The sequence below is a fragment of the Marinobacter sp. GH_1 genome, assembly GCF_048595985.1.
In the GTDB taxonomy this organism is placed as follows: domain Bacteria; phylum Pseudomonadota; class Gammaproteobacteria; order Pseudomonadales; family Oleiphilaceae; genus Marinobacter; species Marinobacter shengliensis.
The window spans coordinates 4,131,792-4,146,446 of sequence record NZ_CP184460.1 but is presented as its reverse complement, the minus strand read 5'-3'; the positions used below and the strand labels follow the sequence as shown (position 1 = coordinate 4,146,446).

Sequence of the window (14,655 nt, the reverse complement as noted above, 5' to 3'; positions counted from 1 at the left end):
TCTTGTTCAAATCGCCGCGCTGGTATCACTGGCCGGAGTTGATGGCCCCGCGGTGTGCGCTGGTTCATTGGATGGCCGAGCCGCATTGACCACCTGATTGCGGCCCTTTGCCTTGGCGTCGTACAGCGCCTGATCTGCACGGTTCAGCCAAACCGACCAGGTCTCGCCGCGGCACACTTCCGCCACGCTGGCACTGGCGGTCAGCTTTATGTCATCCAGGAACGGCCTGGCACTGATGCTGGTCAGTAACTGATGGGCGAGGGTGTCGGCATCTTTCTGGCGGGTTTCCGGCAACACCACCATGAACTCTTCGCCGCCAATACGGAACAGCTGATCACTTTCCCGCAGTCGCTTGCGCAGCCGGATGGTCATTTCCTTAAGCACCCGGTCGCCGGCCAGGTGCCCCCAGCGGTCATTGATGGTCTTGAAATAATCCAGATCAATCAGCACCAGGCTGGACACCCTTTCATAGCGCTCCCGCAGCTGAATCTGGCTGTTCAGAATGTCGGCCAGCTGAGACCGGTTCAGGCAGCCGGTGAGCGGGTCAGTCGTGGCCAGCCGGGTCAGCTCCTGTTGGAGCCGGCCCACCAGCCAGGCGAAGATCATGGCAAACAGGCAACTCAGCCCCAGGGAGAAGGTGATCCGCCAGAAATCGGCTTCGGGAAACTGAAGGAATGACACCACGGCCATGACGCTGACAAAAATGATGTTGCAGACAATGGCTTCTTTCAGCGGTAACAGGAAAAACAGTGCGATAGCCGCTGGATAGGCCCAGTAAAGACCAGCGTGACCGTTAATGGATGTCGAGTAGGCCGCGCAGACCACGGCAAGAATCGGAAACAGGCGCCCTTTCAGGAAATAGACACTGCGCAACCGCAGGAACAGGATTACCAGGGCTGCGTTGACACAGAACAGAATCAGAAGGGCAGACAGCAGAAAGTTACCGTGTTGCCATTGCACCATCACCAGAGGTGCCACGGCGATAAAGGCCCAGATATGCAGGTGGTACACCAGCTGACGTTTGAAACCCAATACTGCAAGGGTTGGATTGGTCGCCATGGTATCCGGCGAGGCAAAAAGGTTCACAGCCTACTCCTGCAGCTCATGGCTGGCATACTTCCCTGAAACACTGATGGCTCAAGTCTAGCACGGAGTTATTGGCTGGCCACTGCAGGTTTCGATAAACTCCCGGGACTTTGACCAGAACCGTAAGCAGGAACACGTGATGACTGCAATCCAGATCCGAACACCGGCGCTGACCATCCGGGCTGGGCGACGGGCCCTTCAGCGCCTGAGGGACAAGCCTTTAACACCGGCGGACGTCCATGTGATACCCGGCGCCGCCGGTGGCCCGAAAGCCCTGGGAATCAGCGGTCTGGACAAGGCCATCTTCGGTGACTGGTTGCCCCGGGCACCGCAAGAGCGGGTGCTGATCGGCTCGTCCATCGGCAGCTGGCGGTTCGCGGCGATTGCCTCATCCAACGATCCGAAAGGCCAACTAGCCAGGCTGGCGGAACTCTATACCAGCCAGCGTTTTGCCAAGGGGGTCAGTGCCGCCGAGGTGTCCCGCAAGAGTGTTCTGTTTCTGGAAGAACTTTTGGGTGGGCGGGAGGAGTATATCCTCAATCACCCCTGGTACCGTTTGAATGTGGTGGTTGTGCGCAGCCTGGGCTTGCTGGAACACGACGCCAGGGGCCGCCTGGGTCTGGGCCTGATGAGTGCAATCAGCGCCAATATGGTCAGTCGTCGCCACCTTGGCCGATTCATGGAGCGGGGTATCGTGCACGATGCCCGCATCAGGACGCCGGTGTCCAAGCTGGTGGATTTTCCTAGCCATGAAGTGGCGCTGTCTGGGGACAATCTGCTGCCTGCGCTACTGGCCTCCGCTTCAATTCCGCTGGTTATGTCCGGTGTTCGGAATATTCCCGGAGCCCCGGATGGCGTCTACCGGGATGGCGGGCTGCTGGACTACCACCTGGATCTGCCCTACGAGCAACCGGGCATCATCCTGTACCCGCACTTTACCGATAAGGTAGTGCCGGGTTGGTTTGACAAGACTTTGCCGTGGCGCCGGGGCGATGCCACCCGATTACAGGATGTGCTGCTGGTCTCCCCGTCCCGGGCGTATCTGGACAGCCTGCCGGACCGCAAACTGCCAGACCGGAAAGACTTCGAGAAGTACCTTGGCGACGACTCAGGCCGTGAACGATCCTGGCGCGCATCCATTGCCGAGAGTGACCGGCTGGGGGACGAGTTCCTCGAACTTGTGGAGAGCGGGCGCCTGCTGGATCAGGTTCAGCCATTGTAGCCATTGGCAATCTTGAGTGCGCTCAGTCTGAAGCCTGTCACTCCGTGGATCGGGTCCTTCAATACCATCACCCGCACCACCGCCGGGACCGTCCGCTCGGCGCTGCGGTGCAACAGATTCACATCTACCCTGGCCAGGGTGGCCTCTTGCCGGGCTGCGGCCAGGCACTGGTCGAAGCGTTCACGGTCGGGCTCGGCGACCAGTTCGCTGAACGGCCGGTTGACAAGGTCTGACGGCGCCAGTCCCAGCACATCCGCTACCTGTGCCGATACGAATCCTATCTGCCCCTGTTCATCCAGTTCGCTGACAATGGCTCCCGACAGCGCGACCAGGTCCCGACTGCGGGATTCGCTGTCATTCAGTGCCTGGCGCAGCACGTTCTTCTCGACCTGCAAGTTGGTGATCCGTTGGTCAGCGATCCTGTTCAGCCTGGCCAACCGATGACCGTTGTCGTCTTTCCGGGCAGCCTGCCGGCAGAGGGCGAGGACGAGCAGCGTTGCCACGGCGGTAATCATCCCGCCACTGGCGCCAACGAGCCACCCCATACGCCGGGCCGGCGACGCCAGCAACCGGGTATCCGGCAAGGTGGTCACCATCCAGTGCCGGCCGTTGGTCTGCAATTCGGTTCTCAGGGCGTCAATACCCGACGGATGTCGGGCGCTGCCCAGCTGTATCAGTGGTTTCTTGGTGTGGCGCTCCAGGGTATCGATTCTGAGACTGATGCCGTCATGAAGTCCGGTTGCCAGGGTATCCCGGAGCTCTTGAAGCTGTTCGTCTACCTGCGATAGCCGGGCAAGATGGATGACAACCTGGCTGACCAGGGATTGGTGCAGAGCCTGATAATGCTGGTGGGCAAGCTGATGAGCCATGTCTGAGGCAAGGCGGGCCGTCAGGAGGCTCAGAAGAACGCCGCAGACCAGAATGACGGCCGGGCCCCAGAGCCCGGGCCAGAGGCCTGGCCGGCGTGGGCCCGGATCAGGGATGTCAGAGAGGTCGCTGTCCATGCTGAAGGCCTCTGGAGCTGTTACCGAAAGTGTGTCCAGATTACTCTAGACCAGCTCCGGTGCTTTCGAAAGACAGAAGCGTTTATCGGCTGGCGCTCCGGGCGGTACCGTACACCAGCAAAAAAGCCAGGAAGGCTGTCACCACCACCGACGGCCCGGCTGGAGAATCCAGGTGCCAGGACAGCGTCAGGCCGCCGGTCACGGCGATAAAGCCGAACACCACCGCCAGTGCCATCATGTGTTCCGGATTTCTGGCCAGGCGTCTGGCGGTGGCCGCAGGAATGATTAACAGGGCGGTAATCAGCAGGACCCCGACAATCTTCATCGCCACGGCAATCACAAGGGAGAACATCAGCATCAGCGCCAACCGCAAACGCTCCACGGGTATTCCCTCCACCCGGGCCAACTCTTCATGAATGGTGCTCATCAGCAATCCGCGCCAGAGTATTGCCAGCAGGGTCAACACGAAAGCCGCGCCGCCGTAAATCCACAACAGGTCCTGGCGGCTCATGGCCAGCAGGTCACCGAACAGAAGGCCAGTCAGGTCAACCCGCACATCCGGCATGAAACTCAGGGTAACCAGACCGATGGCCAGTGCACTGTGGGCGAGAATGCCCAGCAAGGTGTCGGTGGCCAAGGCCCGGGTGCGCGAGAGCAAGACCAGAGCGACAGCAATGGTGACGCAGGTAATGATCACGCCCAGGTTCAGTGGAACACTGATCAGGAAACTCAGGGCGATGCCGAGTAACGCGGAATGGGCAAGGGTGTCGCCAAAATACGCCATTCGCCGCCAGACCACGAAGCAGCCCAGGGGGCCAGCCACCAGTGCAACACCCAGTCCACCCAGCAGTGCCCGCCAGAAAAAATCCCCGAGCACAGAATCAATGATGCTCATGGTCACAGGCTCCCTGAACGTCTGTGCTGGTCACAATGTCACCGTGCAGGTTATGACGGTGGTTGTGATTGTGATGATAGACTGCGAGAGATTCTGCCACCTGGTGGCCAAAGGTCTCGATGAACGCGGGGTCGTGAGAAATGTCGGCCGGGTAACCGCTGCAACACACGTGCTGGTTCAGGCATATGACCTTGTCGGTGGCGGCCATGACCAGGTGCAAGTCGTGGGAAATCATGATCACACCGCAATTCAGCTCATCACGGAGTTGGCGGATCAGGTCATACAGGGCCGCCTGGCCGTTGATATCCACACCCTGGGCGGGTTCGTCCAGCACCAGAAGGTCCGGTCGCCGTGCCAGTGCCCGAGCCAGCAACAAACGCTGTTTTTCGCCGCCTGACAGGTGATGCACCGAGGCATCCAGCAGGTGCCGGACACCGGTGCGCTCCAGCGCGGCTTCGCATTCTGCGCCGGAGCGGCCGCTCAACAGCATGAACCGGCGTACGCTCAGGGGCAGGGTCGCTTCCAGTGACAGGTGCTGGGGCACATAGCCAATGACCAGGCTGTTGGCCAGCGAGACCTTGCCAGAGCTGGGCTTCTGGATACCCAGAACAGCTTTGATCAGGGTGGTCTTCCCGGCACCATTGGGACCGATAATGGTGATGATGTCGCCCCTGCGAACCGCCATCTCAACACGGTCCACCACCGGGCGGTCGTCGAACTGTACGGTCAGCTGATGCAGGCGCACCAGGGCATCAGGCATGGCCGGGTTCTCCCTGGCACCGGGGGCAACGACCGGCCACTTCCATGGTGATTTCTTCGGGCCGGAAGGCTACGTCAGCCGCCGCGGCTTCTACCGCGCGAGTGACGTCCGGTGCGTCCAACTCAAGTACGTTTCCGCATTCTCGGCAGATCAGGAAAGTGCCCCGGTGGTGTTCACCGGCATGGGTGCAGCCGGTAAATGCGTTCAGGGAGGCAATCCGGTGCACCAGACCGTATTGCAACAGGAAATCCAGGGCCCGGTACACGGTGGGTGGGGCGGCGTTATGGCCCTCGGTGCCCAGCATGGCGAGAATGTCGTAGGCCCCGAGGGGCTTGTGAGATTGCCAGATCAATTCCAGAACCCGTTCACGGATGGGGGTGAGGCGGGCATTCTGTTGTCGGCAAATGGCCCGGGCATCCGCCAGGGCCTGGCTGACACAGGCCTCGTGGTTGTGCGGGCGATAAGGAAGCGCGCGTTCGGGCATAGTCTGGATCCTGCAAAGTTTGCAACATTATAACATTTGCAGGCTGTACTGCTACGGCTGTGACCAGGTGGTCATCAGTGTCTGGCGGTTAGCGCCAGTGACTCCAGGTACTCGAGGTTGGGAATCCAGGCGGCTTCGCCGTCGACTTCCACCTGCATGAGGTCGGCCGGTCCGGCTTCGCCGTCCAGTTTCCGGATCTGCTCTTCCACCAGTCGGGCCTGGCTGGGAATGCCCTGGGTGACCAACGCCATGAACGGGGCCTGCTGATGGCCATCACCGATGGTGTTGAGCACAATGATTCTGCCCCGGTTGTCTCCGGGTACGGTCAGGATCCCGCCGTTGGCCGCGTCATAGGATATGACCGGCAGGGTAAGGCCACGCCAGTCCAGAAAGCCTACCAGCCATTCCGGGGTACTGGCGCCGGCGTCGGTGCTGTTAAAATCCACCACTTCCGCGATCGACACGTTGGGTAGCAATAGTTGCCGGTCACTGACCGGAATCATGACACAGGAGAGGGATTGGCTGTTCTCTTTCATGGCGTGTTACCTCAGGCGGAATCCCGTTTCTGCCGGCTTTTGAGCAGACAGTTGTTCTCAATGGTTTTCACCAGTTCCTTCGCCAGTTGCTCCGGTGTGCCGCAGAAGCTGCTGCAGCCGGTAGCGGCGACCGAATCCGGCATCGAACTGTTGCCGCAACTCTTGCTTTCCTGCACCCAGATGCGACTGCCGTAGGCTTTAAGCATGGGCGCTGCAATGGCGCCATCGTTGCCCATGCCGGAAAACAGGATGGCGTGGCAACGCTTGCCGTAGTAATCGGCGACGTTAAGCAAGACCTGGTCAATGGACGGGCCATAGGGACCAGGCCAGGGAGTGTTGCGTTCTGTCAGTTGGCCCTGGGTGTCGAACGTCCATTCCCGCTCAACCGGCATCAGCACCACATCACCGTTTCGTACCCGGTAGCCTTCTTCCGCTCGTTTGAGCTGGTAGTGGGCATGTCGGCCAAGAACCCGGGTCAGTACCTCGGTGAAGTTGCCATCAATATGCTGCGCGTACACAAAGCCCACCGGCAATCCCGGTGGCAGATTGTCCAGAAACGTTTTGACGGCAGCGGGTCCGCCCAGGGAAGCGCCCAGCACCCAGACGTCCTCTGCCAATGAGCCTGGCGCTGCCGGGGCAATCCAACGAGGCAGTTCCGGTGCCGAATGAAGCGCCGGTGTGGTCTCCACCAATTCTTCCAGATCGCTGGCGGTGTCCAGGGCCTCCAGGTGGCCAAGTTGCTGCTCCAGCTTGTCCACAAGCCGTCGTTCCCAACGGAAATAGTCTGTACTGCCGGGTTTGGGCGCCTGATCAACCCCGAAAAGTACCGGGGCGTCGGTATTTTCCAGCAAATGATCAAACAGCGCTGGATGGTCAGCCTCGTCTTCCAGGGTGACCAGCCACAGGCATGCATCCGGGAATTCCGGATAGTCCATCAGTCGGGACGGATCGCCTGAAAACGACACTTCCAGGCCGAATTTACCGGTGGCGGCCTGCAACCGGTGGCGTTGCAGGACCACATCGGAAACAATCCCGACCCCGGGCCGGCCAGATTGGCCGGCCATCACTGATTCCCGGTCAACCGCTTGATGGTGTCAAGCAGCTCGGCTTCCTGGAACGGTTTGCCCAGATACTCGTTGACCCCGATCGACAGTGCCCGTTCGCGGTGTTTCTCTCCGGTTCGGGAGGTGATCATGCAGATCGGTGTTTCCTTCAGGTTGTCGTCGTGGCGCACGAAACTGGCCACCTCGAAACCGTCCATCCGGGGCATTTCGATGTCCAGCAGAATGATGTCCGGGCGATGATCCTGAAGCTGGGCCACCGCATCCAGGCCGTCCTTCGCGGTGATGACTTCCATGCCGTTTCGTTCCAGCAATCGAGAGGTAACCTTGCGCACGGTTACCGAGTCGTCCACCACCATAACGGTGGTGATTTTCTCTTCGTAGCGGCTGGTTTCCCGGGCTTTTTCGAGGTTCGCCAGGCGTTGCCGTTCGGACAGAATGTCGGAACGAATCATCGCTGGCAGGTCAAGAATCACCACCACGTTACCATCACCCAGAATGGTGGCGCCGGACACACCGCGCACGGTACTGAACTGCGGCCCCAGGGATTTAACAACGATTTCCCGGCTGCCCATCAGGTGGTCCACCTGCAAGGCCATGGGCTGTTCGGCACCGCGCACCAGAATTACCGGTAACGGCAATGCCTGACCCTGCAGTTTCGGATGATGGTCACTGTTCAGCAGGCTGCCCAGATACTGCAGGCGGTATTGCTGGCCGGCGTATTCGTACATGGGGGCATCCGGCTTGTAATACTCTTCCAGCTCGTAGGTGCTGACCCGCACGATACCTTCAATGGTGTTGAGCGGGATGGCATAGAAGTCTTCGCCGGTAGCCACCATCAGGGCGCGGTTCACCGACACGGTAAACGGCAGGCGCACGGTAAAGGTGGTGCCGCGGCCCAGGGCCGAGTCAATATCCAGGCTGCCGCCCAGTTGCTTGATCTCGCTGCCGACCACATCCATACCCACACCACGGCCAGAGATCTGGGTAACTTGTTGGGCGGTGGAGAAGCCGGGCTGCAGGATAAACTGCAGGATTTCCCGCTCTGACAGGTCTTCATCTGCCCGCATCAATCCCTGCCGAACGGCTTTATCGCGAATCACATCGGCCGGGATGCCCTTGCCGTCATCGATCATCCTAAGAACCACATCGCCGCCTTCCCGGGTCAGTGACAACGTCACTTCACCGGTGGCAGGCTTGCCGGCTTTCTTGCGCTCTTCCGGGGTCTCGATGCCGTGGTCCAGGGCGTTACGCAGCATATGCTCCAGGGGCGCGATCATGCGCTCCAGAATATTGCGGTCCATTTCGCCTTCGGCGTTACGAACGTCAAAGTCCACTTTCTTGCCCAGCTCGCCGCTGATCTGGCGCACGATACGGCGCAGGCGTGGCACCATCGAGGCGAACGGAATCATCCGGGTCTTCATCAGACCCTCCTGGAGTTCCGTGTTGATCCGGGACTGCTGTACCAGCAGAGTTTCGGTATCCCGTACCCGGTCGGCCAGGGTTTCCCTCAGGTCGGCAAGGTCAGAGGATGACTCGGACAGTGCCCGGGACAGCTGTTGGATGGATGAGTAACGGTCCATTTCGAGCGGATCGAAGTCGTCGCCGTAGTCTGGGCCGTGTTCCTGTTCCGCCCGGAACAGAATCTGGGCCTCTGTCTCGATATCCATCCGGCGCAGCTGTTCTCGCAAACGTTCGATGGTGGCGGCCATTTCGTCCAGGGTGTGGCTGAAATCGCTGGTTTGCTGCTCCAGGCGGCCCCGGGTAATACTGGTCTCACCGGCCAGGTTAACCAGTTCGTCCAGCAATGGCGCAGAAACCCGTATGGTTTCCTGGGCCGCTCGCTGGGCTTCAGCCGCCTTGTTGCGGATCTTGGCCGGTGCTTTTTCTGGCTTGGGCTGCTCCTGGGCCGGTTTGGCCGGCGTTTGTGGTTGCGGGGCCGGTACCTCGGCTGGCCGCTCAGATGTCGGCTCAGGCTGCGTTGAATCAGGCTGCGCCTGTGACGGTGCAATAACCGGTGCACCCGACTCAAAGCGAGTGCGGATAGCCGACACCAAACCAATAATAGCGTCGTGGTCTTCGGTAATCGCCTGCCACTGGCTGTCGTCCGGAGCGTTTCCACCCAAATCAATCAAGCGGGTTTCAAAGGCATGGGCTTTGTCACCCAGTTCGCTAAGTTGCGACAACCGTGCGCCACCCTTGAGGGTGTGCAGGGCGCGTTGGGCCTCCTGGTTGAAATGATGGTTGGCTGGCTCTTTGCGCCAGTCATCCAGCAGCTGCTCGAGCTGGTCCATGATCTCGCCGGCTTCCTCCAGGAAGATCTCCAGCACTTCTGGATCGACCACATCCGAGTCGGCCTCGGCGGATGCCTCCGGGGTCTCCGCCAGGTCGTCGGACACCTGGCCGGTGGCCTGGAAGTCGGCAATCAGGTCGCTGTCAGACTTAGGTTTCTGGCCTGCTTCAATGGTATCCAGCATGGACTTGAGGCTAGCCAGGGCCCGGTCGCTGAGCGTCAGCAGACCTTGCTGATCGTTACCGCCGGAGACCAGAGTATCCAGCGCGTCCGACCAGGCCTCGGCAAGGTCGGCAATCGGGTCGACATCGGACAGGCGGGCGCCACCCTTAAGGGTATGCAGTTCCTGCTGCAATCGGGTGATGCCGGCCAGTTCGTCCGGTTCTTCACGCCACTGGTCGAGGCATTCGGTGATGGCTTCATGAATCTCCAGGCCTTCGTCCAGGAAGATGCCAATCAGGTCGTCATCGGAGGCGGCTGCCAGAGTCCCGGTAGGTTCTTCATGGACATCAGTGCCGGGCTCGGCGATGGTCTCCGGGCTCTGATCCTCGGCGCCTGGCTCTTCCGCCTCCTCCACCTCTGCGGCAGGCAAGGTTTGCACTGGCGCCGGGGTCTCGCCCCGCAGAATCGCTTCCACCTGCTGAACCAATTCATCGGCCGGCGGGCAGGGCTTCTGGGTGGCGACCTGTTCAACCATCTGAGCCAGACGGTCGTGGCAGGCAAACAGCAGGTCAGTCATTTCGCCGCTGGCGTCGAGCTGGCCTTCCGCCACTTTCTCGAAAAGATCTTCCAGCACGTGAGTCAGGTCGCCGATGGCGTCGACACCGGCCATGCGGGCGCCACCCTTGAGGGTGTGTACTTCCCGCTGCAGGACAGCTGCGACCTCGCGATCCGATGGATCTTCGCTCCAGGCATGTAACGAGCTGCCGGTGGAGTTGATCAGGTCATAGGCTTCCTCGAGGAAAATGCCTACCAATTCAGGATCAAGGTGTGAAAGGTCTGTGGCCTGTAATTCGTCTTCCGCAGTGGTCTCTTCTGGTGCCTCGTCAGCCTCGGGCAGCGGCAGCTCCTGGTCTTCGGACACGTCTACGGTGTCAGAGAGGCTGACGTCGGTGACCGGCCGTGAGCCCCGTGCGGTATCGATGTAGGCGTGGATCTCGGCAATCAGATCCGGTGCCGGCCTTGGTGGCTCCTGGGTTTCCAGGGCCTCTACCATGCCTGCCAGACGGTCATGGCAGCGGAACAGCAGATCAGACAGGGTGTCGGTGACGGCAAACTTCTGCTCGGTCAGTCCCTCGAACAGGTTTTCAAGTTCATGGGACAGGTCGCCCACCGAGGGGATGTCGGCAAGCCGTGCACCGCCCTTAAGGGTATGCAGGTCACGCTGCAGCAGGCGCAGGATGTCCAGGTTGCCGGTATCTTCGCTCCAGCTCTGCAGGGCATCGGCGGTGCTGTTGATCAGGTCGCGGGCTTCCTCGAGGAAGATTTCCGCCAGTTCCTCGTCAATATCGCTGTCATCCGAGGACAGTTCCGGCAGCGGTGGCTGCTCGCTCTCGGCGGGTTCGGGCGCACCCTGGTCCAGTTCTTCCAGTTCGAGGCTGAGGTCGATTTCTTCCAGATCCTCGGTGAACTGCTGGTCGAACTCGCTCGGTTCCTCACTGGCTTGCGATGATGCGCTGGCCAGTTCGTCGAGCTCTTCGATCAAACCGTCGCTGGGTTCGGTGGCGAGACCGGCAGCCACTTGATCCATCAGGTTGATCAGTTGTTCCTGGGCTGGGCGAACGGTGGCGAAGAAGTCGTCGCCCGGTGTCAGCTGATTTTCTGCGACCGCGGTGTAGGTGCGAGTCAGGGCAGCGGCCAGGTTGGCTACATCTGTCAGACCGGCATCCGAGGCTCCCCGGGTCAGTTGTTCCAGTTCCTCACGCAAGGTGGCCAGTGAGTCGGTGCGCTCCGGGTGCTGTGCCCAGTCGTCGAGGATCGATTCTGCGTCCAGAACAATGTCCAGACCTTCACCGAGGAACAGCTGAACCAGTTGCGTCGGCGCCTGCTCAGACTGCTGCTCGTCGTCAGACATGGCATGTGAAAGCAGGGTTTGCTGGCTGATCTGTTGCAGTCTTGCCAGGTATTCATCGGTGCCCTCGAGCGACCCTTGCGGGTTGCTTCTGAGTTGGGCCAGGCCTTCGGTCAGGTAGCGGCTGGCCTGTTCGATCAGTTCCAGAACGTCCCGGTCCGCACGCTTGTTCTGGGCCCTGGACTCTTTAACAAAGCGTTCAAGCGGCGTAATAACCTCGGCAATCGGGCCGATACCGGCAGTATGGGCGCTGCCCTTGAGGGTGTGGAGGGCCCGGGAAAGGTCATCGGTGTAGGCGGCCGAGGTCTTGTCACCGGCTGCGGCCAGATAATCCTTGAGGGTTTGCAGGTGGGTTTCGGTTTCGTTCTCGAAAATCTCGAGAAGAACGGGATCGACGTCCTGATCTGGCTCACCGGCGCCCGCATCGAATTCCGGTTCGGCGTGTTCCAGACCGGTATCCTGGGCTGTCTGGCCTTCATCACCTATCTCGGCTTCCGCCGGGGGCATGGAGGTGGCGTCCGGAATCTCGCCGTTGGCCAGGGCGGTTGCCCGGGCCTGCATGACCGAGGTATCGACGCTGGCGGGGCGACGTTGCTCGAAATCAGACACCAGGGCAGGGACGGCGTCGGTCACGTCCTGAACCAGTTGTGCCACGTCGTCGTTCATGAAAATGCTGCCGTCGATGACCCGGTTGAGCATGTTTTCCACAGACCAGGCCAGTTCGCCGATTACCTCGGCACCCACCATCCGGCCACTGCCCTTCAGGGTGTGGTAGGCGCGGCGCACTTCCGCCAGGGCGGTGCGGTCGTCGTGCTGGCGCAACAGCATCGGCAGGTATTCGCGGATGGTGTCGAGCACTTCCCCGGCTTCTTCGATGAAGATTTCCAGAATCTCATCGTCGATCAGGTCATCACTGTCACTGGCGTCGGTGGCGGCCGGCTGTGCAATCTCTTCCGACAGAGACTCATCCGGTTGCGCAGATTCGGGAACAGAGCTGGTCTCGGGCTGCTCTGCTGGTGCAGGGGCGTCCTCGGCATCGGCCCGGCGAGTGGTGGCCAGGGCTTCGGCCCGTTCGATCAGTTCGGCAACGTCACCGCTGCTGTGGCCATCCCTGAATTCGTTAATCAGTGATGGAATGCGGCTGTTCACTTCATCGACCAGTGCAAACAGGTCGTCACTGGGCTTGATGGTCTGATCGATCACCCGGTTCAGCAGGTTCTCAACCGACCAGGCCAGTTCGCCGATACTGGAGGCACCTACCAGACGGCCACTGCCTTTAAGCGTATGGAAGGCGCGGCGCACTTCGGTCAGTGCCTCGCGATCGTCGTGGCTCTGGCGCAGGCGGGGGTAGAATTCATGGATGGTCTGGAGAACCTCTTCGGCCTCCTCCACGAAAATGCCCAGAATTTCGTCATCGACCAGCTCGTCATCCGATGCCTTGGCCGCATCCGGGGTGTCGCCCGGCTCCTGAACGTCCACAGTCGGCACGGAGGTGGATTCGGACGCCTGCTGGTCGAGGTTCCAGGTTGGCTCCTGGCCTACCGGGAAGCCAAGCCCGGCCAGACTGTCTTCAGCCACTCTCAGAATGGAATCGTTGTCGCTGATGCCTTCCGCCAGGCGCTCCAGATAGTATTCGATACTGGTGACGGCATCGGCCAGGGTGTCCAGCTGTTTCCAGTCAGGTACCTGCTTGTTACTCAGCAAGACATCGGAAACGTAACGCTCAGCCGAGGCCAGCATGTCTGCCACGCGATCCAGCGGTACCAGGCTCAGCCCGCCGCGAATGCTGTGCAACAGGCCGGGAACATGGTCGATTTCCCGGGTATCCCATTGCGAGGCAATGAAGTTGACGATGGCCGACTTGACCTGCTCGAGGGTGTTGCGCGACTCCCGGAGCAGGGCTTCACTGGCGTCACCCAGCTCGAGACTGCCCATATTGGGGCGTTCGCCATCCTGGCTGCCCGACTCAACGTCAGTCCGCCGGTCACTGTCCAGGCCGGCTAGGCTGGCTTCGACATAGAGCAGTGCCCCGGCGATGTCCATCAGGGTGCCATCGTCGGCGGGCTCGGCCTGGCCACACAGTTTTTCGACCAGTTCAACCTGCTCGGTTACCACCTTGCGGGGGATGCCGAGGCCCAGAACGGCCAGGGTATTGGCAACCTGGCGAAGGCCCGGCAGCAGCTCGTCAAGCTCGGTGTTCTGACGCAGTTCGGCGCGCACGAACAGATCGAGCTGATCTTTCAGGCGGGCCAGCTCCTCGTTCAGGGCGCTGACAACAGAATGGATGGCATCACGGCCCGGGCCGGACACGCGGGTACGGGCCGCGTCAACGTCGTCTTCGGACGGTAGCGCGCTGGTTAGCTGATAGGCGTCCCGGAGTGCATTGACCTGCGGGCTGTCCAGGTCACGGGCACGTGCCACGTAATACAGCAGGTGCTTGAACAGGGCTTCCGGTACTGGTTGCTGCAGAATATCGGCGTGCTCGTCGGTCAGCCGTCGAATCTCGGCGTCCAGTTCACGTAACAGGGATTTAACTGCGGTATTGACCGGGTTCACGTTGGCCCGAAGGGTCTCGACAAAGGCGCTGGCGGCTTTCCAGAGTTCACCGCGGGGTGTTTTCTGGCACAGGCGGATCAGGCGCTGGATGACCTTTTGCATGTAATCGAAATGGGCGGCCAGGTCGGCCTCCCGGACCACGCCGGCAAGGGCAAACTGGTACATCTGCCGCAGCTTGCGCAGGTGGCCGAGAACCTTGGGGTCATGCAGTCGTTCGGAGACTTTGCTGCTTACCCGGATCCGGGATGGGCTGAGATCCGGTTTGAACAGTGAGGTGTCCGACAGAAGGGCTTCGCCCCGGGCGGCCCGGAGATCGTTCAGCAGCGGCAGCAACACCATCGGAAAATCGTCACGACTGCTGCCGAGGTGTTCGAGGTACTGGGGCAGCTGCAGGATGGCCTGCATGAGGACATCAACGGCTTCGTCAACATTGGTGACGGTTTCGTTCAGGATGGCCTGGGTCAGCTTTTCCATCTCTTCGGTCAGCAAGGCTGCACCGTAGAGTTCCACCATCTGCAGGGTACCGTGTACCTGATGGAGGTAGTTCAGGCAGAAGCGCAGGCGCGCGGTATCGTCACGATTATCGACGTACGCTTCAAGTGCATGCTGGCCCTGGGTCAGCGTGTCCTGTATTTCGCCCCGAACCCAGTCGAGGGCGATACTGTCATGGTGATTGCCCATAACCAC

9 protein-coding genes are annotated in these 14,655 nt (G+C 60.7%); 1 reads left to right on the top strand and 8 read right to left on the bottom strand.

Annotated features, from left to right (window positions below):
- Nucleotides 1-6: 6 nt before the first annotated feature.
- The gene (locus ACNSOI_RS18875) at nucleotides 7-1,086 is read right to left on the bottom strand and encodes a GGDEF domain-containing protein (RefSeq protein ID WP_227513146.1); all 1,080 of its coding nucleotides are present in this window, start codon (nucleotides 1,084-1,086) and stop codon (nucleotides 7-9) included.
- A gap of 139 nt (nucleotides 1,087-1,225) precedes the next feature.
- On the opposite strand from ACNSOI_RS18875, the gene ACNSOI_RS18870 reads away from it, so the two are divergent.
- Entirely contained in the window at nucleotides 1,226-2,308 is a 1,083-nt protein-coding gene (locus ACNSOI_RS18870; RefSeq protein WP_354447751.1) for a patatin-like phospholipase family protein, read from the top strand.
- Here ACNSOI_RS18870 and ACNSOI_RS18865 read toward each other — a convergent pair.
- The 7 genes from ACNSOI_RS18865 to ACNSOI_RS18835 all read right to left on the bottom strand — a co-directional run bounded on the left by ACNSOI_RS18865 (nucleotide 2,296) and on the right by ACNSOI_RS18835 (nucleotide 14,649).
- Complete coding sequence (locus ACNSOI_RS18865) at nucleotides 2,296-3,312, bottom strand: PAS domain S-box protein (protein ID WP_420194776.1); 1,017 nt, start codon at nucleotides 3,310-3,312, stop codon at nucleotides 2,296-2,298. The genes ACNSOI_RS18870 and ACNSOI_RS18865 overlap by 13 nt on opposite strands.
- 82 nt (nucleotides 3,313-3,394) lie before the next feature.
- Nucleotides 3,395-4,207 carry a zinc ABC transporter permease subunit ZnuB gene (znuB, locus tag ACNSOI_RS18860; RefSeq protein WP_286252494.1) on the bottom strand — a complete coding sequence of 271 codons (813 nt, stop codon included), beginning with the start codon at nucleotides 4,205-4,207 and terminating at the stop codon, nucleotides 3,395-3,397.
- On the bottom strand, nucleotides 4,194-4,967 hold the full coding sequence (gene znuC / locus ACNSOI_RS18855) for a zinc ABC transporter ATP-binding protein ZnuC (protein ID WP_058090788.1): 774 nt from the start codon (nucleotides 4,965-4,967) through the stop codon (nucleotides 4,194-4,196). Before znuC ends, znuB begins: the two co-directional genes overlap by 14 nt.
- Entirely contained in the window at nucleotides 4,960-5,451 is a 492-nt protein-coding gene (locus tag ACNSOI_RS18850; protein ID WP_058090787.1) for a Fur family transcriptional regulator, read from the bottom strand. Before ACNSOI_RS18850 ends, znuC begins: the two co-directional genes overlap by 8 nt.
- A gap of 74 nt (nucleotides 5,452-5,525) precedes the next feature.
- Nucleotides 5,526-5,987, bottom strand: a complete 462-nt coding sequence (locus ACNSOI_RS18845; protein ID WP_058090786.1) for a chemotaxis protein CheW — start codon at nucleotides 5,985-5,987, stop codon at nucleotides 5,526-5,528.
- A gap of 11 nt (nucleotides 5,988-5,998) precedes the next feature.
- The gene (locus ACNSOI_RS18840; protein ID WP_058090785.1) at nucleotides 5,999-7,051 is read right to left on the bottom strand and encodes a chemotaxis protein CheB; all 1,053 of its coding nucleotides are present in this window, start codon (nucleotides 7,049-7,051) and stop codon (nucleotides 5,999-6,001) included.
- Nucleotides 7,051-14,649 carry an Hpt domain-containing protein gene (locus tag ACNSOI_RS18835; RefSeq protein ID WP_420194775.1) on the bottom strand — a complete coding sequence of 2,533 codons (7,599 nt, stop codon included), beginning with the start codon at nucleotides 14,647-14,649 and terminating at the stop codon, nucleotides 7,051-7,053. The genes ACNSOI_RS18840 and ACNSOI_RS18835 overlap by 1 nt, the downstream gene beginning before the upstream one ends.
- Between the last annotated feature and the right edge of the window lie 6 nt (nucleotides 14,650-14,655).